We start from the raw sequence: 20,359 nt of genomic DNA, 5'->3' as shown, positions 1-20,359 counted from the left end.
AATAAGCAGCGAAATACATAATGCCTTACGATCTTAAAATGATCGGATTAATTTTCAGGCTCATTCATCCCTAGGACCATTGAATTATTTTCATTATTATGGGATTTGAATAAAATAATTTCACAGTCATCTAAAAATGCATAAAAAAAGCATAAAAATCCTTTTAAGCAATTTGGCAAGCATCAGTTGCTCTTATCGACTATACATATTAAATGAAGGGATGGCATAGTGCCATCCCTTCATTTTTTTACATTCATTCAGACGAAAGTCCTTATTGTTTTGTTACCCTCCAATGAATGACATTTCGATTTTTGCATGTTTCTTCAATGTCCCGGCGGCACGCTCATCTGAATAGCGGTCATCCCTATGGTTCCAAAGCGATATGATGTATCCAGTCAATTCTTCATCTGTCATGTCGGAACGGATTAATGACTTCAAGTCTTGCCCCTTTCCATTGAACAGGCATGTATATAAACTTCCATTAGCTGAAAGGCGTGCACGTGTACAACTGGAACAAAAAGACTCAGATACGGATGTTATGAAGCCCACTTCTGCAGTAGTGCCCTTATAACGAAAGCGTTTTGCCACTTCTCCGAAATAATCTTCTTCAACCGGTTCAAGCTCGAATTCGGTTTGGAGCAACTCAAGCAGTTCTTTTTTCGTAATGACATTCTTCAGCTGCCAGCCATTTGTATGTCCGACATCCATGAATTCAATATAGCGTAATTGAACGTCCTCTTCTTTACAAAAACGGGCCATCGGCAGGATTTGAGATTCATTGGTTTCTTTTTTCACTACCATATTCACTTTAACGCCAAGACCTGCTTCTTTGGCAGCAGCTATGCCTTCAATAACCGGCTTTATCCCGATATCTCTGCCGTTCATCTTCTTAAAAAGTTCATCATCGAGGCTGTCTAAACTGATATTCACCCTCTGTAAACCAGCTGCCTTTAAATTCGCGGCATGTTTTTTCAGGAACACACCATTCGTGGTCAATCCTATATCTTCAATACCTTCAATTTTAATGAGCTCTGAAATCAGTGTGGCAAGATCTCTCCGGAGTAATGGTTCCCCGCCTGTCAATCTTAGTTTTTTCACTCCTAAGCTTGCAAATATCTTTGAAAGCCTTACAATTTCCTCATAAGATAAAAGCTCACTTTTAGGCAGGAACTGAAAATTCTCATGAAAAATTTCAGCTGGCATGCAATACTGACAGCGAAAGTTACAGCGATCTATGACTGAAATTCTTAAATCCCTTAGTGGCCTGTCCAATGAATCTTTTATATGACTGTTCAATTAACCACTCCTAGCCATAAGTATTAGAAAAAAACCAGACCATAAAAAGTGGCTCCATTGAATGGATTCACTGTTTTTTGACTGGCTTTATATTTCTATTACAACATGGTCATTATTTGATTCCTAATGCAATTTTAGCATACCTGGACATCATGTCTTTCGACCATGGCGGACTCCAGACGATCTTCACATCCGTTTCCTTGACCTCTGGAATATCTTCTAGAACCAATTTCACTTGATCGACAATCGTCCCAGCAAGCGGACAGCCCATTGAAGTCAATGTCATCGATACTGTAGTCAGACCTTCCTCATCCATATCCACATCATATACCAAACCTAAATTCACGATATCTATACCAAGCTCAGGGTCAATGACCTGCTCCAAAGCCCCAAAAATAATGTCTTTTGTATCTTGATCCACTTCAATCACTCCTTTATGGAAAATCTCTTCCGTTTTAGATAGTCGTTGTCCATTTGGACTTTAACCTATCCCCGTATTAGAATCATAACAGATTTTGAATGAGCACTTAAGCTTTTTGCACTGTTGGCAGTAAATATTTCGCGAACCAGTCTGCAGTCATAAGCACGCCTTCTCTACTGACCCTATGTCCTGCCTTAGGGTCGAGGATAAAATTTATTTTTTCATTTGCATCATTATACCCTGCTTTGACCCCTTCATAAAAGTGATATGCATGTTGATAAGGCACAACTGGATCCTTAGCTCCATGCCAAAAAAGAAGCGGGCGGTTGGAAAGCTTATTTTGATTAAGACTCAAATCAAATGGCTTGAGCTGTTCAATCACTTTGGCTACTTCCTCATCAGTAGCGGGGAAATTAACTTTCCTTTTCTTAATCTCCTCCATTTGGAGCTCTGCATACGCGACATATGATGGGTTCCCCATTAAACTTACTCCGGCGGATATCCATTCATAAGCAGCCAGAGCCCCGTTCGTAACTATTCCCCCCATGGAGGTACCCGCTACACCAATTCTGGCAGGATCAATTAATTTTCTGGATAATAAATTATCCTTCATCAAAGATATATCCTGGATGGTTTGTAAAACCATTTCCCAAAACCGGGGCATCATTTGAGAATCACTCAAACCAGCTCCTCTTTTCCCATGATGAATTACATCGGGAAGAAGAACACGAAACCCCTTCTCAGCCAATAAATAAGCATAGTGAAGATTGTGTTCCTTTGCACTTTGAAAACCATGTATAAAAATAATAAGCGGCAATTCCTGATGGAAAGTGGTTTGCTCACTTAAGTGTAATACAGGAATATGTCCAATTTGTTCATTTTCAATTATTATCAATTTAACCCCTCCGAATGCTTTGTTCCGATCTTTACCTAAAAGAAGTTTCACTACCTTCTCAAAAAGGCTTAGGTTTCTTCATTCCATTCCTTTAAACCTATACTTCGCTTTAAGTATTATAATCCTGCATATAGTAATATCATACAGGAATGCATAAAGAATGAAAAAGATTTACATTTACTTTAAAATAGCCTTAACAATATTCGCATATAATGAAATAAAAAGAACAGAAGGTGTTTACATGACTGAGAAACATTTAATCGTCTTGGATCTTGATGGTACTTTACTTACAGATAAAAAAACAATTTCTCCAAGGACTAAACAAACACTACTGAAACTCAAAAAAGATGGGCATGAAGTTATGATCGCCACCGGTCGTCCCTTTCGCTCAAGTGAACTTTATTACCGGGAATTGGGATTGACTACACCCATCGTTAATTTCAATGGCGCTTTCGTCCATCACCCATTGCTGACAAGCTGGGGGGTGTATCACTCCCCATTGGATATAAGTGTTGCGAAAGAGATTGTTGAAGCGTGCGATCATTTTCAATATCACAACATCATCGCCGAAGTACGTGATGACGTTTATGTCCATTATCATGATGAAAAGTTGATGGACATGTTCAATGTAGGAAAACCCAACATGAAGACGGGTGACTTGCGCAATTTCCTTCAGGATTCCCCAACTTCGATGCTAATTCATACAGATAGTGAATTTGTAGGCCAGATTCGCCAGCATTTATCCGATGTCCATGCAGAATTGGTCGATCATCGCCGCTGGGCAGAGCCTTTTCATATCATCGAAATCATTAAGAGCGGCTTAAGTAAAGCCGTGGGTCTTAAACGGGTATCCAACTATCTGGAAATTCCTCAAAACAGGATAATCGCTTTCGGTGATGAAGATAATGATTTGGAAATGCTCGATTACGCGGGAACCGGGGTTGCTATGGGGAATGCAATCTCACCAGTAAAAACGGTAGCAAATACAACTACATTGACGAATGAAGAAGATGGCATAGCAGTCTACCTCGAAGAAAAATTCAATATAAAAACGTAAAACGACATTTTTTACCTTCATAATATCTCTCTTACAAGTTCAAACTAATATGGACAGCAGCTTCCTTCTGTTGTCGACAACGCTCAGAATCGGAGGAGATAAGTATGGGTAAAAGCAGTAAATCTAAACGATTTGTACAGCAGGGCAAAGAAAGTGTTGCCAGGCATGCCGAAAGAATCCCTTATCACACTACGTTTGAAGAAGCTGAAAAAGACAGGTTGAGAATTATGTCTGAACAAAGCTATGGTGGCTTCTAATGGGAAACAAATTATTCCAGAAAGCTAGAGAATTTGTTGAAGAAGCTCTCCACTCTGAGCATGACGGTGACCAGCATAAGACTGAGGATGTCGCTAAAAACGCTCTTTCATCGGCCTTTGCCAATACGACCGAGGCCGAAAAAGAACAACTGCGAGAACTCCAGGATGACCTGGAAAACCACTCGAAATAAAGTGAAAGCCTCCAGGATTCCTGGAGGCTTTCATTATGTTAAAATTGAATTGTTATTTTGTTCCTTTCCGCCTTTTTGTCCAATTTCCCGGCTTGTCGTGATTTATAGTGCCTTACGTCCTGCTTCTTGTCTCTCATTTTTTCTTCGTCAGCCATTTTTGTCACTTCTTCATAAGGTTTTAATTTGGCGCTTCAATATAAGATTTAGCCGATTTGTACACGCAATAAACTTAAAACGCCGAAAACTTTCCTTTTGTAAAAGTAGTGTAATGGCCTTAATTGTTAATTTCATTCCCTGCGGAAGGTACCAACGATGCCTGAAGTTTCTATTATGTTTGTGAAAGCGTGTGGATCCACTTCCTTGATGATCTTTTCAAGCTCATAAAGTTCATACCTTGTAATGACAATCAATAACATTTCCTTATTTTCGTTAGTAAACGCCCCTTTTGCCGGAATCCTTGTAATTCCACGGACTAACTGCGCGTGGATTGCCTGTTTAAGTTCTTCGCTTTTCTTTGTAATGATCATCGCTGTAAGCTTTTCATGACGAGTATGTATCGCGTCCACAACACGGGTCGATGTGTAAAGGGTAACAAGTGTATACAAAGCTTTTTCAGGTCCATAAACAGCGCCTGCCGTAACAATGATCACACCATTCAGCAGAAATAAATAAGTACCTACAGGTTTATCTTTCTTCCGTGATAGAAGCATGGCGATAATGTCCATTCCGCCAGTCGATGCCCCGTACTTCAAGGTGATTCCCACACCTACTGCAGCTATGACTCCGCCAAACACCGCATTCAATAATATGTCAGGTGACCAGCGAGTAATCGGAATGATTTCCATAAAAAAGGACATCAAGACAACGCTGAGAAAACTATAAAAGGTAAAGGACTTCCCAACTTTTCGCCAAGCAATGATCGTTACTGGAACGTTCAATAAAAGCAATAGAATGCCTGTCGATACATCAAAAGGTGCAAAAGAACCTATCATCCTCGATAGTAGCTGAGCCACTCCTGTAAAGCCGCTTGCATATACGTTTGCCGGTATTAGAAAAAAGTTCATCGCGATAGCATTCAGTAATGCTCCGACCACAACTATGATTATTTTCTTCATTTCACCACTGTACATCCTAAAAACCTCCATTTCACCCTTATCCTATTATCTTTTTACCCTTAATTATTTATTCTATTTACGTAGAGATTGAATTTTTACCGTTACGTGCTACACTAAAAAGTAGAGTGGTCACTCATTTTCTAAAAATTGTAAAAAGAAAGCAGGTGTATTATGGCTATCACAATTCTTGCAGATAGTGCATGTGATTTGCCATTGTCTTTCTATAAGGAAAACAATGTAACATTAATCCCTTTACAAGTCCATCTTGATGGGAGAAATTATGAAGATTTACTTACTATTAATTCTCACGAAGTCTATCAGGCAATGATTGAGGGAAAAGCCCCGAAAACATCGCAAGCTTCTCCAGAATACTTTATAGAACTTTTCACACAGTTTGCTAAGGAGAAAAAACAAGGAATATATATAGCCTTTTCCTCTGAGTTATCAGGAACTTATCAAACGGCAGTGATGATTCTTAATCAGGTGAAGGAAGAATACCCTGACCTTGACATAGAAATCGTCAATACCAAATGCGCTTCGATGGGAGTCGGTTTAATTGTAAAGAAAGCAGCCGACCTAGCAGCAAACGGTGCCTCTAAAGAAGAAATCCTAGCTGACATCGAATTACGCACCAGACATATGGAGCATCTATTCACTGTAGATAATCTTGAATATTTGGCGCGTGGCGGTCGCATCTCCAAGACCTCTGCCTTTGTAGGCGGTTTATTGAACATTAAACCGTTATTGCATGTTGAAGACGGGAAGCTTGTTCCGCTTGAAAAGCTACGCGGCAAAAAGAAATTGATTAAACGTGTAATCGAATTAATGCATGAAAGAGGCAAAAATTTAACAACCCAAACGATTGCCATCAGTCATGGTGATGATGAAGCAACGGCCTTGGAATGGAAGGAAGCCATTCAAAATGAATTCGGGACAACCGATTTCATGATCCATACAATTGGCTCCGTCATCGGTGCACATGCCGGTCCTGGTACAATTGCCCTCTTCTTCTTAAACGATACCCCTGAGAAATCATAAACATACATACTCCCTTCCATTATTGTGAACAATATATATTGATCATGATAATGGAAGGGAGTTTTCACTTTGTCAAAAACAACTGATAACAATAAAAGGCCAAAAGATAACCAAGCGATAAATGCTGAAAAAAATAGCGCATTTCAGGAAAACCTCACTGCAGGCAAGCATTCCTATTCGAAGAAAACGGACCATAAATGAAGCTCGGGGCTAGTCCCCTTGCTTTTTTAATAGGCTGTCACCGCTTTACCATATGATTTATATAGTTGTCTTCCCATCACACTTTCTCTATAATAAAGGAAATAAACCCTGCTGGAGGTAAGTGATGGCAAAGGAAAATTCATTTGATATTGTTTCGAAAGTAGACTTTTCAGAGGTAACGAATGCAGTTACCATGGCTATGAAGGAAATAAAGACCCGCTATGATTTTAAAGGGAGCATAAGCAGTATCACCATTGAAAAAGAAGACCTGGTTTTAGTGTCAGACGATGAATATAAGCTTGACCAGTTGAAGGATGTCCTCATTGGTAAACTCATTAAACGTGACGTACCGATCAAGAATCTGGACTATGGTAAGCTAGAAGGTGCTTCTGGTGGAACCGTCCGCCAACGGGCCAAGTTAATTCAAGGCATCGATAAGGAACAAGCAAAAAAGATCAATACCATCATTAAAAATAGCGGTCTTAAAGTGAAAAGCCAAATCCAGGATGATCAAATCCGGGTTACCGGCAAGAACCGGGATGATCTGCAAGGAATCATTTCCGCGATACGAGGCGCTGATCTGTCCATTGATGTACAATTCTTAAATTACCGGTAGTAATAAGGCCTCACCTGCTCAGGTAGGCCTTTTTTTATATGTAGCAGCTGCCTCTATTGTTTGTTAATACCCTCTTTCCCCTCAAATGAATCTCCTTCATAGAACATGGAAAGACTAGTCATGTTCCCCTCAGTTAAAACTATTTACCTTAGGACAATTTTAACCATTTTTTACATGTTTTATTTTTCCAAAAAGAAGGAATAGAAATAGTGTAGATAATTAAACAGGAGGCGTTTTAATCTTGACTAGTCAAAACCAAAATCAAAACAAACAAGGATTTCCACCTCAACATCAACAGCATCAGCCTGGAGTGGAAACAAAAATGGAACCGAACCCTGATTCAGTTAAATCTGCCTACAAAGGAAGCGGTAAATTAAAAGGGAAAACCGCAATCATAACAGGAGGAGACAGCGGAATAGGTAAATCTGTTGCCATTTATTACGCTAAAGAAGGAGCAAATGTGACAGTTGCATACTTGGATGAACACGAGGATGCTAAAACGACAAAAGAATTGATCGAAAAAGAAGGACAGAAATGTTTACTCATTTCTGGGGATATCGGTGATGAAGCCTTCTGCCAGGATGTCGTCAATAAAACGGTGGATGAATTCGGCGGTTTGGACATTCTAGTGAACAACGCTGGAGAACAGCATGTACAGACAAGTATCCTTGACATTTCTGCTGAACAATTGGAAAAAACGTTCCGCACTAACATTTTCTCGATGTTCCACTTAACAAAAGCTGCATTAAAGCATCTTAATAAAGGAAGCAGTATCATTAATACAACCTCTATCACAGCTTATCAAGGAAACCCAAAACTAATCGATTATTCTTCAACGAAAGGTGCAATACTAGCATTTACAAGAGCCCTTTCGAACTCCATTTCTAAAGATGGCATCAGAGTGAACGGTGTTGCGCCAGGCCCAATCTGGACACCACTGATTCCTGCCTCATTCGGTGAAGAGGATGTTGCCAAATTCGGTCAGGATACTCCAATGGGTCGCGCAGGGCAGCCTGAGGAATTAGCACCAGCCTATGTATATTTGGCAAGTGATGATTCATCTTATGTCAGCGGACAAGTCATCCATGTAAACGGCGGGACCGTTGTAAATGGATAAGGCCTTAACTGCCTTAACGACAAAAGCAGTGGACTTCGCAAATTGAAATCCACTGCTTTTACCTTTTTTCAAGCAGGATATTTCCAGTTTAAACGGAAATATATGTATGAGAAGGAGTTGTGTCATTTGAAAAATTTTGTAGATCCATGGTTCACCGTTCAGGAATTGGACTCAGAAACGTTCGCAATTAGTGAATATGGTCATTGGGAGAACGTCCACTCCTTTTTACTACTTGGGGAGACCCGGGCTGCGTTAATCGATACAGGGTTAGGCATCGATTCGATTAAGCGAATTACGGACCAGCTTACCGATCTTCCTATTATCGTCCTGACCACACATGTGCATTCGGATCATATTGGCGGTCATGGGGATTTTGATACAATTTATGTTCATGGTGATGATGCCGATTGGCTGATCAATGGCATTAAAGGTTTGACTTTGGAACAAATAAGAAAAGAAATGGCTCGGGATATCACCATACCCGTCCCGGAATCATTCGACCCTATTACATACAAGCCATTCCAAGGGTACCCTGATAAGCTCTTAACAGATGGGGAAACCATTGATCTTGGGAACCGCAGTTTAGGCATTTATCACACGCCTGGGCATTCACCTGGCCACATTTCTATTTTGGATAATGAAACAGGTTATTTATTTACTGGTGACCTGCTTTATTCAGATACACCAGTTTATGCATTTTACCCATAGACAAGCCCTCAAGACCTTGTGAATTCGTTAGAAAAAATCGCTAAGCTCCAGAAAGTCTCCAAAATCTATGGCGGACACAACCAGCTCGGCCTCGAACCAAGGATTCTTGAGGAAGTCCTCGAAGCCATTCAATATCTTAGAGAGAATAACTTAGTCAGACACGGAACCGGTGTACATACATTCAAAAGTTTCAGCGTGCAATTCTAGCAAAAGGGGTTCGGAATTAACATTCCGAACCCCTTTGGAAATTCCCTTTGAATTTTGCTCAATATTAAGGAATCGGGTCTCTACGAGCCATTTTTGGACCTTGCCATCTCCAATTGGCCATCTTCTTTACATTCATGGCAGCGAAAGTGAGGACCGCCCGCAGAAAGCAAGTGCCCTACGTTCCAATCAACGTTCAAATTGGACAAGCCATAAAAAAACTGTAGACAAACTCGATTTTCTTCGAGTTTTGTCTACAGACTGAAAGGGCATTACTTTTACGTAATGCCCTTTCGTTTAATAAGTCAAGGCCATCGCACCTTGCTTGATCGGTCTGCAAGAATGCCTTTCCACGAAATGATGTGGAATGATGGACCCAACAGGAGTATCTCCATTTTGCAGCATTTGAATGATACCCTTAGCTGCCTGATATCCCAAATCGAAAATATTAATATCTACAGAAGTCAGGGCAGGCAATGATAGTTCAGAGAAAATAACGTTATTGAAGCTGACGATGGACATTTCTTCTGGAGTGCGAACGCCCATCTCGCGAAGTGAATGCACGATGCCAAGTGCCATAAGATCATCACTGACCACCAAAGCAGTTGGCGGTTCATCGATGGCAAGCAATCGTTTTGCAGCTGCTTGCCCACCTTCATGCAAAAAGTCTTCATGCAGGGTATATTCCCTCCTTCGATCGATCCCGGCCCTCTTCAAAGCCCGTTCATATCCTAATAAGCGATCGAGCGTCATCACAAGGGTTACATCGCCTCCGATGAATCCAATCCTTTCATGTCCTAGCTGAATGAGATAATCTGTTGCCTGTTCGGCTGCCAAGACATTATCGTTATCAACATATGTTATCTCCTCGAGAAAATCATAGGGTTTCCCAATGATGACAAAAGGAAAATCCCTTGCCCTCAAATAGGTCAGAATGTGATCGTTCATCCTGGAATACATCAGGATTATTCCATCCACCATCCCCCCCTGCACCATGTTTACGACTCCTTCGTAGATTTCATCTTCGGTTTTTCCCGTGCCTAGCAACAGGGAATAATGGTTTTCCTGAGCTCCCTCACTAAGACCCTGGAGAATCGTTGGAAAAAATGGATTTTGATAATAATCATTTGACGAACTTGGCAGGACCAAGCCAATGATCCTGGTTGATTGATTGGCAAGACTACGTGCAATGAAATTTGGATGGTACCCTAATTTATTCATCGCCTTACGTACCCTTACCTTTGTTTTTTCACTTATTCGAGGATTATTTGCAATCACCCGAGAAACTGTTGAAGGAGCAACATTCGCCAGCTGTGCCACATCTTTTATTGTGATGGCCATGCATTTCCCCTCTCCCCTCTTAGCCTTTATTGACTTCATTCCAAAAAAGGTGAATACCAATAAACACTTCACTAATAGATTTTATAATTATACACTTGTATGTATTCATAATACACTCAGTCCAACAGATATATCCATACTTTTTTTTTTCCACTCGTCCATAATTCAGAAAATACTGACTTTTCCGTTTTTTTCATCCCTTTTTTTAAAATTAAAAAGAAGCTGATTTTGGATCAGCTTCTAAAAAAACGACAAGTCTTTTGGAAGGAAAGAAGTCAGACGACTAACCACATAGGGTTTTAAGGTAATATACAAGAAATCATTTAAAGGTCAATAACGATAAATCCTCGTTTCATATGGCCGTAAATCAATAACGGACCCTTCAGGACAATCATCATAATTAGCTAGTAAAAGTTCCATTTTACCCCAATGAGAAAGGTTGATTTGGTGGTGATTCATACTAAAGTTACATACTACCATCACTGAATTTTCATTCATACTTCTTGTATAAATATAAAGCTCAGGGTGATCTTCCCATAATAATTCATATTCCCCATAAACAAGGACCTGATGTTTTTTTCGAAGTTCAATCATCTTTTTATAAAAATGATAAATGGATGATGGGTCATTCTTCTGCTGTTCTACATTAATGGCGCGGTAATTGGAATTAACCCTCATCCAAGGTCTTCCGTGCGTGAACCCACCATTTTCATTTTCATTCCATTGCATCGGGGTTCGTGAATTATCACGGCCGCTATGCCAGATAATGTTCATGATTTCATCATGCGGACGGCCTTTGGAGGTCTCAATCCGGTAAAAGTTTTTCATTCCAACATCATCATAATCATCAATCGAATCAAATTGGACATTCGTCATACCTATTTCCTGACCTTGATAAATAAAAGGTGTCCCTTGCATGAAAAAGTATAGAGCCCCAATCATTTTTGCGCTTTCCAACCAATATTGATGATCATTTCCCCATGTCGATACACTTCTCGGCTGGTCATGGTTTTCAAAAAACAAAGCATTCCAGCCTTTGTTTTTCATCACTTTTTGCCATTTGGTCATTGTGCGTTTTAACCCCTGAACATCAACATCGTGATTCTGTCCCCTATTCCAAAGTCCAAGATGTTCAAATTGAAATATCATATTGAATTTCCCATTCAATTCCCCAACCCAATCTTCAGCCTGCTCAATCCTGACGCCATTGGCCTCACCGACCGTCATGATATCATACTTAGAGAAAGTCTCTTCTTTCAACTCCTGAAGGTAATCCAGAATCCCATCCTGATTGGTATGCATTTCAAACGCAGGTACATACTGATGCCAATAAGGATTGGGCATATCCGGCAAGCCCTCACGCTTATGAATATGAGTGATAGCATCAATCCGGAAGCCATCAATTCCCTTGTCGAGCCACCAATTGACCATTTCATACAATGCATGTCGTACATCAGTATTTTTCCAGTTTAAATCTGGCTGTTTTTCGGCAAATAAATGTAAATAGTATTGATTGGTCCTTTCATCGAACTTCCAGGCACTTCCGGAAAAGATACTTTCCCAATTATTAGGCTCCCTTCCGTCCTGCCCATCCCTCCATATATACCAATCCCGTTTAGGATTATCGCGGGACGAACGTGACTCGACGAACCATGGGTGCTCATCACTTGTATGGTTCAAAACAAGATCGAGTATCACCTTCATCCCACGTGCGTGAACATCTTTCAATAACAGTTCGATATCTTCGATTGAACCGAACTCATCGGATACGGCCTGATAATCACTAATATCATAGCCATTATCAGCATTGGGGGACTTGTAAAATGGACAAATCCAAATAACATCTATCCCTAAATCCTGCAGGTAATCGAGCTTTGAAATCAATCCTTTTATATCTCCGACGCCATCACCATTACTATCCATGAAACTGCGCGGGTAAATTTGATAGCAAACCGCTTCTTTCCACCAGGTCTTATTCATGCTGTACCCTCCCGATCCTGTTTTCCACAAAGCCTTAGGGACAATGTTTGGCAGCTACCGACATCGAGAGGTATATGATTATTTTGGTTGGTTCCGTTTTGAACGCTTAATAACCAAAGCAATGAATATACCAAAAATGAGAAGAACCAATCCTATAACTAACAGGTAAGGAATATTAATAATCGACTTAGGTGAAAGTGTGTAGACTTCCGTCGTCTCCCTGTCGATTACGATAGAGTAGCTGTTGTCCTTACTGCGGACCAGATCCCCATTCAGCATACCTCTCAACTCTTTATTCTTTTCAAGTTCCTTTTCAGTAAGGTTTATCGTTTGAGTTTCAGTCGTATTGTTCATGGCGACGACAATCGTTTCATCACCATACACACGCTTGAAAACCGAAGCTCCACCTTTTTCATATAAAAGCTCCAAATCCCCTTTTATCAATGCTGGGTACATGTCTCTGAGATCGGAAAGCTTTGTTATATATTCGACCAATTCCTGTTCTGTCTTAAAATTCATCAATTTATGATTATCCGGGGCACTATCGCCATTTAAGGCTATTTCCGATCCATAAAATACGATTGGCACTCCTGGCACCGTATAGAGATATGACAGAGCCATTTTCCATCTGGAACCTGGATTTTCGTTATGATCGGCTGCATCCTTGGTAAATCGGGGCATTCCCTGAGTGTCCATGAACAATGCCTGAGGAGCATTTCCCCCAAATTCATCTTCACTTTTCGCAAATGCATTAAAAACAGGTTTAAATTCTTTATCGGGTGCAGCAAATGCTTTCCGCAGCTCGGCATTTTGCGGATAAGCCATAAAAGCATCGATACCCGTCTGCTTGTAGCTTGAAATCAAATCGGTATCACCTTGTACATCTCCTATTGTATAGAAGTTTGATTTTTCAGATTTGACTGCATCCACAAATTCCTTCCAAAAATCTTTTGCTACGTATTGGACTTTATTTAAACGGTATCCATCAATATCGGTTTCCGTAATCCACCATTTGGCCGCATCAAGTAAATATTTCCGCGGTTCATCATTGTCTTGATTCAAATCCGGAAGACCATCAACCCATCCTGTTTCCAAATCATCCTGATTTCCGTCCTTGGAAATCTTTTTTTCTTCATGGAACCAACCTTGTTTTTCAGGGTCTGTCAGCCATGATGATTCAGGACCCACATTATTAGCTTGAAAATCAATGATCACCTTCATATCGCGTTTATGTGCCTCATTCACGAGTTTTTTAAACTCTTTAATTGTCCCATAGTGTTTATCCGTTTTATAAAAATCGGTCACCCAGTCACCATGATAACCATTTTCATCATTAGCGAAAATCGGTGAAAGGATGATAGCGGTAAAACCCATATCTTTTAAATAATTCAGTTTCTTCGTGACACCTTCAAAATCCCCACCATTAAACGCAGAAGGGTCATTGACATTCGCGTCTCCATTATTTTGTATATTACCATCGAAAAATCGGTCGACTAATAATGAATATACGATTTCATCCTTCCAAGTTCGTTGTTCTTTTTCAGCTGCTCCTACTGGAATGGCGTAAAAAAGAAGCAACGGAATTAAAGCGAGTGATAACACTCTTTTTCTCATATCCGCTCTCCTCCTAGCTATCTCTTTACGCCTTTAAGATTAGCCTTTTGGCCCCTTAACGTCAAATCCAAATTATAAAAAACTTTACACTAAAGGGACAATTTGGAGATACTGGTTACGCATAATGAATGGAATAAGCAGAACACGATTTTAACGTTCTTTTTTTATCGTTTTCACAGCTTTATCCAAAGCCCTTTTTGGTTTTGCTTTTTCAGTGGATATATCATCCATGGCAGAATTCATCGGTCCCCATACCTTATTCATTTCCGGAATATTCGGCACAGGTTCAGCGTATTGTATTTGTATGCTTAAGGCTTGTGCCCTTTTATCTTCATTGATTGCTGGGTTTTGTTTGATTGCCTTATTTGGGGGGATTTCCCCTGTTTTTTCATAACGCTGGATTGCATTATCATCGTTTGTCAAATATTCCACTAACTTCGTAGACCAGTAAGGATGTTTAGTGAATGCTGTTACATGCCAGCCTTTGATTTCCATGAACGTTTTCATTGGCTGACCATTTGGCAATTTGGGCAAAGGGGCAATTCCTGTATCCTTTCTCTTGGAAAATGAGTTACCGTCACTCATGAAAGAAGCCAAATTCCCTTGATCAAATAACTTCCCGATCGCTGCCTCGTCGCCTTTTGGAATCAAATCCGCTTTATACCATTTTTGGATGTACCGAGCCCCTTTTATTGCACTCTTATTATTCAAACCAATGTCCGAAGGGTCCAGATTTCCATCCTTATCTCTAAATACATAACCTCCCATTCCAGCCATCACTCCATACGCATCATGGAAATCATTCCATTTGGCATAGTAACCATACACTTTCCCTTTTCTTGATTTCTTCGCCATTTTATATAGGTCATCCATCGTTTCAGGAGCTTTAGCCATCAATTTTTTATTATAAATGAAAACGGAAGTGTTCACGGATTTCGGCAATCCAAATACCTTATCTTGATACATTTCCCCCCTGATTGAAGATTCAATGAAGGCATTTATTACTTCTTCATTCACCTTCACTTCCTGAATTAGGCCTTCCTTCACGATACGCCCGACTTTGTCATGGGAAAAAGTAACAACATCCGGGGCTTTTCCGTTTCCGATTGGCCCATCACGACGAAGCCGGTGATACATCTCGGTAGCTATTTCCAGCTCTTTATGCTCAACTTTGATTCCATATTCTTTTTCAAATGCCTCAATTACTGGCTTTAGGGCCTCGGCTTTACCTTTTTCCTCCCAAATGATCAATTTTTTCGGCTTCGCTTCATTACTGGCTTCTTCGTTTTTCTTATTTTCTTTCACTACTTTATTTTCCAAATCTGAACTGGATCCACAAGCACTTACAATAACGATCAAGAACATGGACATGAAAAAATGAAAAATCAGCTTCTTCATTTTCATTCTCCTTTTTAAAATGTTTATTTTATCATGTCCAAAAGCACCAAATAATACTGTTTTTCAGTTCAGCCAATCAAACAAAGTTCCTAAATGAAAGCGGCACCAAACCTATTGTTATCATTATATGAACAGCTTTGGTTTTTACAACATTTTCCTCGACGTATTTATTTCCTTGTAGTGATGAACACTTTTTGTTATTTTTTAGTTAATAAGTGCTTCTTTCAATTAAACTTGGGTATATGACCATATTGAAAAAAACACTTAAACCCGGCTAATTATAACTACATAGAGCCCTCCCTCATAAACAGCCTGAAGTTCCCTTTTTCAATTCACTTCCTCAAATACTTATAGAATTGGAGTGTTTTCAATGGAATTTTCATCCATACACCATAGACCTAATGACAATTATAGCTATCCCATCAACACGGAAACCCTACATATCCGCCTGCGTACGAAAAAACAAGATATCTCCTCAGCCGGATTGATTTTTGGGGATCCATACATTTCAGATAATGATGGTCAATGGCAGTACGAAGAACTTCCCATGAGTTTATCAGGCAGCGATAACCGTTATGATTATTGGCATATTTATGTGAAGCCCTCCTACAGAAGAATTCGATATGGGTTCAAGGTATCCTCAGAAGATGAAAGTGCCATTTACACGGAAAAGGGTTTCTTTAAAGAACCCCCCAGAGATCCCGGGAGCTATTTCGCGATTCCTTATCTACATCAAAATGAATTATTCGGAGCACCAGAATGGGTCAAAGATACGATTTGGTATCAAATTTTTCCTGAACGATTCGCGAACGGAAACCCAGACAATGATCCGGAAGGTGTGATACCTTGGGGTAGTGAAGAACCGGCCGTGGATAATTTTTTTGGCGGGGACTTCCAAGGAATCATTGAACATTTGGATTACTTAGAGAAGCTCGGCATCAACGGAATTTATTTCACGCCAATCTTCCATGCCTACTCCAATCATAAATACGATACGATTGATTATCGGAGTATCGATCCGCAATTCGGAACGAAGGAAACATTGAAAACACTAATAACCGAATGCCACAAACGGAATATCCGGGTCATGCTGGATGCCGTTTTTAACCATAGCGGCTACTATTTCCCCCCGTTTCAGGATTTACTCGAAAAAGGGGAGAAATCAAAATATAAGGATTGGTTCCACCCACACAGCTTTCCTCTTAAAGGAGGGGAAAGGCCAAATTATGAAACATTCGGTTTTTTTGAATCGATGCCAAAATTGAATACTGCGAATCCTGAGGTGAAAGAATATCTGCTCGAGGTCTCGGCTTATTGGATCAAGGAGTTCGATATAGACGCCTGGAGGCTCGATGTGGCAAATGAAGTCGATCAGCCATTCTGGCGTGAATTTCGAACAACGGTGAAAAATATAAAGCCTGACCTTTATATTCTTGGGGAAATTTGGCATGACTCGATGCCATGGCTTCGCGGCGATCAGTTCGATGCGGTCATGAATTACCCGTTTACCAACCAAGTTTTTCGCTTGGTCGCTTCACAAACCATCAATGCACGCGAGTTCACAGAAGAAATGACAGCCATCTATCACAGTTATCCTACCAATGTTTTTGATGTGACATTCAATCTTCTTGGCAGCCATGATACACCGCGGATTTTCACGGATTGCGGGGAAGATCTAGCTCGAACCAAGCTCATCCACGCAATCCTTTTGACATTCAATGGCAGCCCTTGTATATACTATGGAGATGAAATAGGCTTAACCGGAGGCATGGATCCAGGGTGCCGAAAATGCATGGTCTGGGAAGAAGAAAAACAAAATACCGAGCTTTTCAATGAAATTAAGACATTGATCCTCTTGCGAAAAGAAGAACGATTACTTGCCAATGACGGAAAGTTCAAATTCCTTGATACAGCCGGAAATGAAAATATTGTGGCATACCAAAAGTATAATGGAGAACGTTCTGTCCTGATCCTCATCAATCCGACGGATGTCCAGCAATCCTTTACCCTACCTTTTGATTTGAACGGACGTACACTAACCGATTTAAGAACAAAAGAAACCACACAGGAAGGTAAATTTGAATTGGGCGGTTATCAATATAAAATTCTCGCATTCAATCATTGAGGCAATGAAAACGGGGCAATGAAAATCATCGGCCCCGTTTTTTTCAATCGATTATTTGGATATCATATTCTTTGAACCATACATGGGTTTGTGCCAAGTGAGCGAGCAACTGTGGACCTGACATCAATTGCCCGAACCATGGCACTTTAAAAGCGGCACCTTTGGATTCTACTATATCCGTGAGCTTCTGTTTATCAAAGAACTCATGCAGGACCGAATTTTTATCCTTCAGCAAGTCCTTCAACAATGCCTGCACACGGTCTGTATATATAGGGTTATGGGTTTTTGGGTATGGACTTTTTTTGCGATACAATACCTCATCAGGTAAAAGCCCCTCCAACGCTTTCCTCAGAATACCCTTTTCACGGTTGCCTTCCATTTTCATTTCCCAAGGAATGTTCCATGCATATTCAACAAGGCGATGATCGGCAAATGGGACGCGGACCTCTAGACTTGCCCCCATACTCATCCGGTCCTTCCGGTCAAGAAGAGTCGTCATGAACCATAATAAATTCACATAGAAAAGCTCTCTCCGCTTTGCTGCCACACCATTTTCCCCTTCCAATTTGGGCGTTTCGGCAAGGGTGGTAAAATAGGCTTCCTGCGCATATTCCTCAAGCTTCAATTTCTCGCGCCATCCCGATTTCAATAAAGACACCCGCTCATCGGTCGATCTCATCCATGGAAATCCGGCACGATTCAAATCATCCTCACGATGAAACCAAGGATAACCGCCAAAAATTTCGTCCGCACACTCGCCAGACAGGCCTACGACAAAATCCTGCTTGATTTCCTTACAAAACCAAAGTAAAGAAGAATCGACATCCGCCATGCCTGGAAGGTCCCTTACAAGGACAGCCTCTGTTAAATAATCCGTTAACTGTTCTTGAGTGATGATCGATGAATGGTGAACCGTGTTAAAGGTTTCAGACATCTTATTAATCCAATGCCCATCAGAGTTAGGCTGAAAATCATTTGCCTTAAAATAGCGTTCATTATCTTCATAATCAATGGAATACGTATGAAGCTGGCCTTTCCCTTCTTTTTGATAGACGTTTGCTGCAATGGCTGTTATGGCGCTTGAGTCAAGCCCTCCTGACAAGAAAGTACAAAGTGGAACATCAGATACCAGTTGCCGCGTCACTGCGTCCTCGACAAGGAAGCGGACCTTCTCGGCCGTTTCATCAAGGGTATCTCGATGTTCTTCGCTTTTCACATTCCAATATCTCCAAATCCGGAGACCTTTCCTTGATAAGGTAAGCGCATGGGCAGGCCTTAACTCCTGGATATTATGAAATACGCCTGAACCTGGCTTTCTGGATGGACCAACACCAAAAACTTCAGATAGTCCACTGCGGTCGATCTCCGTTTTAACATCGGGATGGGCTAGAATCGCCTTCAATTCCGATCCAAAAATGAACCCGCCGTCCCTTTCCGTGTAAAAGAATGGCTTTACCCCCATCCGATCTCTTCCAACGAATAATTTCTGTTCCTTTTCATCCCAAATCCCAAACGCAAAAATCCCATTGAACAAGTCAATGCATTTTTCTTTCCATTCTATATAAGAAGTTAGTAAAACTTCTGTATCAGAATGACCGTTAAAGGAATATCCTTTTAATAATAGCTGTTTACGAATATCCTCGGTGTTATATAGCTCTCCGTTATAACAAAGCGTATACCTGCCGTTTTCGTGATATTTCGTCATCGGCTGTTTTCCGCCTTCCGCATCGACAACCGTTAACCGTTTATGACCAAAGGCAACATGGGCTTCGCACCAAACATTTTCCTCGTCTGGCCCCCGCTTTGCCAACGTTTTTGTCATGTTTTCCAGTGTTTTCGTTTTTGTCCGTAAATCTTTTTGAAAATGCACCCAGCCTGTTATCCCACACATTTTAAAATTCATCCTTTCTATCCGGACTATCAAAAAAATATTGGCTCCCTGTCTTAAAAAGATTTACAGTTCCATATTTGTAAATTCGAAGACCATTGCAAAGAAGATTTAAGTATCGATCAGCATCATTCCGTAAGACCCCCTGCCACAACGCCCGACGTTGTTAATGAATTGTTGAGCAAAGTATCCCGTGTTTAAACATAGCCTATGCAAAGACGGAAAGATGGTTATTTGTCCATAATATTTTAAAATATACAGTTATATTTTCATTGGATTTTGACTAAAAAGTAGGTGAGGATTCCACTATTGGAGGTATATGTATGAGTCAGCAACAACGAATCAAGTTAATGAACAGGCAAACAAGAGGCTTTACCGAAGGAACAGTGGAAAATATCAATCAACAATGGATTTTTTTCGATGATGAAACTGATGAGGCGTGCTCCATTGAAGACCACGTTGATAGCATCATTGAAGTGTACAGGGGTGGGCGCTGGCGGCAAGGAGTTATTGAAGAAGAGGGGAAAATCCTGCTTCACCGGGAAATCACCTTCTTAAGGGAAAATGAGCCCATTCGGATTCGCAAAAAACTGCTCTACTCTTTTGAACGTTTATTGGAAGAATTGAACGACGATTCCTTTTTCCAATTTGTAACGACCTTGAATTCACTTGATTTTTCTATTTATGATTGTATATATAGCTATAATCAGCTCACTTTTTTAAGGGCAGTCCCTAACCAGTCCGGCGTGAATTTCTTCACCTTTGATAACGAGAGCCAAATATGTCTCGTTCAGCACCATTTTTCTTATGGTAAAAAGGATCACGATCGTTTTGAATTCACACTTAACACTGGAAAAAGGATCGTCATTGAGAAAGTGAATTCACAATAACTTGTAA

General features: G+C 40.5%; 18 protein-coding genes and 1 pseudogene. 10 read left to right on the top strand and 9 right to left on the bottom strand.

Annotated features, from left to right (window positions below; translation table 11 throughout):
• Positions 1-282: 282 nt before the first annotated feature.
• From moaA to ACFX4L_RS04185, 3 genes are all read right to left on the bottom strand, one after another.
• Entirely contained in the window at positions 283-1,296 is a 1,014-nt protein-coding gene (moaA, locus tag ACFX4L_RS04195; RefSeq protein WP_377383458.1) for a GTP 3',8-cyclase MoaA, read from the bottom strand.
• Positions 1,297-1,408: 112 nt separating this feature from the next.
• A complete protein-coding gene (locus ACFX4L_RS04190; protein WP_061462072.1) occupies positions 1,409-1,717 on the bottom strand; it encodes a metal-sulfur cluster assembly factor in 309 nt (102 codons plus the stop codon).
• A gap of 106 nt (positions 1,718-1,823) precedes the next feature.
• On the bottom strand, positions 1,824-2,612 hold the full coding sequence (locus ACFX4L_RS04185; RefSeq protein ID WP_377383457.1) for a prolyl oligopeptidase family serine peptidase: 789 nt from the start codon (positions 2,610-2,612) through the stop codon (positions 1,824-1,826).
• A gap of 241 nt (positions 2,613-2,853) precedes the next feature.
• On the opposite strand from ACFX4L_RS04185, the gene ACFX4L_RS04180 reads away from it, so the two are divergent.
• The 3 genes from ACFX4L_RS04180 to ACFX4L_RS04170 all read left to right on the top strand — a co-directional run bounded on the left by ACFX4L_RS04180 (position 2,854) and on the right by ACFX4L_RS04170 (position 4,117).
• On the top strand, positions 2,854-3,669 hold the full coding sequence (locus ACFX4L_RS04180) for a Cof-type HAD-IIB family hydrolase (RefSeq protein ID WP_377383455.1): 816 nt from the start codon (positions 2,854-2,856) through the stop codon (positions 3,667-3,669).
• 104 nt (positions 3,670-3,773) lie between these two features.
• On the top strand, positions 3,774-3,926 hold the full coding sequence (locus ACFX4L_RS04175; RefSeq protein WP_377383454.1) for a hypothetical protein: 153 nt from the start codon (positions 3,774-3,776) through the stop codon (positions 3,924-3,926).
• The gene (locus ACFX4L_RS04170; RefSeq protein WP_061462070.1) at positions 3,926-4,117 is read left to right on the top strand and encodes a DUF3813 domain-containing protein; all 192 of its coding nucleotides are present in this window, start codon (positions 3,926-3,928) and stop codon (positions 4,115-4,117) included. The genes ACFX4L_RS04175 and ACFX4L_RS04170 overlap by 1 nt, the downstream gene beginning before the upstream one ends.
• Before the next feature lie 287 nt (positions 4,118-4,404).
• On the opposite strand, the gene ACFX4L_RS04165 is transcribed toward ACFX4L_RS04170, so the two are convergent.
• Complete coding sequence (locus ACFX4L_RS04165) at positions 4,405-5,247, bottom strand: YitT family protein (RefSeq protein ID WP_284471472.1); 843 nt, start codon at positions 5,245-5,247, stop codon at positions 4,405-4,407.
• A 156-nt stretch (positions 5,248-5,403) separates the two neighbouring features.
• Here ACFX4L_RS04165 and ACFX4L_RS04160 point away from each other — a divergent pair, with 156 nt between their 5' ends.
• From ACFX4L_RS04160 to ACFX4L_RS04140, 5 genes and pseudogenes are all read left to right on the top strand, one after another.
• On the top strand, positions 5,404-6,270 hold the full coding sequence (locus ACFX4L_RS04160) for a DegV family protein (protein WP_377383452.1): 867 nt from the start codon (positions 5,404-5,406) through the stop codon (positions 6,268-6,270).
• 69 nt (positions 6,271-6,339) lie between these two features.
• Positions 6,340-6,471: a DUF3941 domain-containing protein gene (locus ACFX4L_RS04155; protein WP_089363655.1), complete on the top strand. Its 132-nt coding sequence runs from the start codon at positions 6,340-6,342 to the stop codon at positions 6,469-6,471.
• A gap of 124 nt (positions 6,472-6,595) precedes the next feature.
• Positions 6,596-7,087 (top strand): YajQ family cyclic di-GMP-binding protein, encoded by a 492-nt coding sequence (locus tag ACFX4L_RS04150; protein ID WP_061462067.1) that lies wholly within the window; start codon positions 6,596-6,598, stop codon positions 7,085-7,087.
• Positions 7,088-7,328: 241 nt separating this feature from the next.
• Positions 7,329-8,204, top strand: coding sequence for an SDR family oxidoreductase (locus tag ACFX4L_RS04145; RefSeq protein ID WP_061462066.1), 876 nt, complete (start codon positions 7,329-7,331; stop codon positions 8,202-8,204).
• A 102-nt stretch (positions 8,205-8,306) separates the two neighbouring features.
• Positions 8,307-9,119 (top strand): annotated as a pseudogene (locus tag ACFX4L_RS04140) (MBL fold metallo-hydrolase).
• Between the two features lie 294 nt (positions 9,120-9,413).
• On the opposite strand, the gene ACFX4L_RS04135 reads toward ACFX4L_RS04140, so the two are convergent.
• The 4 genes from ACFX4L_RS04135 to ACFX4L_RS04120 all read right to left on the bottom strand — a co-directional run bounded on the left by ACFX4L_RS04135 (position 9,414) and on the right by ACFX4L_RS04120 (position 15,449).
• A complete protein-coding gene (locus ACFX4L_RS04135) occupies positions 9,414-10,457 on the bottom strand; it encodes a LacI family DNA-binding transcriptional regulator (RefSeq protein WP_377383449.1) in 1,044 nt (347 codons plus the stop codon).
• Positions 10,458-10,787: 330 nt separating this feature from the next.
• Positions 10,788-12,437: a glycoside hydrolase family 13 protein gene (locus tag ACFX4L_RS04130; protein ID WP_284471475.1), complete on the bottom strand. Its 1,650-nt coding sequence runs from the start codon at positions 12,435-12,437 to the stop codon at positions 10,788-10,790.
• A gap of 78 nt (positions 12,438-12,515) precedes the next feature.
• Positions 12,516-14,051 carry an alpha-amylase family glycosyl hydrolase gene (locus tag ACFX4L_RS04125; protein WP_377403985.1) on the bottom strand — a complete coding sequence of 512 codons (1,536 nt, stop codon included), beginning with the start codon at positions 14,049-14,051 and terminating at the stop codon, positions 12,516-12,518.
• 150 nt (positions 14,052-14,201) lie between these two features.
• A complete protein-coding gene (locus ACFX4L_RS04120) occupies positions 14,202-15,449 on the bottom strand; it encodes an extracellular solute-binding protein (RefSeq protein WP_089363651.1) in 1,248 nt (415 codons plus the stop codon).
• Positions 15,450-15,819: 370 nt separating this feature from the next.
• Between ACFX4L_RS04120 and ACFX4L_RS04115 the strand changes: the two genes are divergently transcribed.
• The gene (locus ACFX4L_RS04115) at positions 15,820-17,574 is read left to right on the top strand and encodes an alpha-glycosidase (protein ID WP_377383445.1); all 1,755 of its coding nucleotides are present in this window, start codon (positions 15,820-15,822) and stop codon (positions 17,572-17,574) included.
• 43 nt (positions 17,575-17,617) lie between these two features.
• Here ACFX4L_RS04115 and asnB read toward each other — a convergent pair whose 3' ends face one another.
• Positions 17,618-19,465: an asparagine synthase (glutamine-hydrolyzing) gene (gene asnB / locus ACFX4L_RS04110; protein WP_377383443.1), complete on the bottom strand. Its 1,848-nt coding sequence runs from the start codon at positions 19,463-19,465 to the stop codon at positions 17,618-17,620.
• A 320-nt stretch (positions 19,466-19,785) separates the two neighbouring features.
• On the opposite strand from asnB, the gene ACFX4L_RS04105 reads away from it, so the two are divergent.
• Positions 19,786-20,352: a DUF2777 domain-containing protein gene (locus tag ACFX4L_RS04105; RefSeq protein ID WP_089363648.1), complete on the top strand. Its 567-nt coding sequence runs from the start codon at positions 19,786-19,788 to the stop codon at positions 20,350-20,352.
• The last annotated feature ends 7 nt before the right edge of the window (positions 20,353-20,359 follow it).

The organism is Peribacillus sp. YIM B13482 (assembly GCF_042787975.1).
In the GTDB taxonomy this organism is placed as follows: Bacteria; Bacillota; Bacilli; order Bacillales; family DSM-1321; genus Peribacillus; species Peribacillus simplex_A.
Note: the sequence above shows the minus strand (reverse complement) of the source record. Positions and strands in the feature narration are given on the sequence as shown.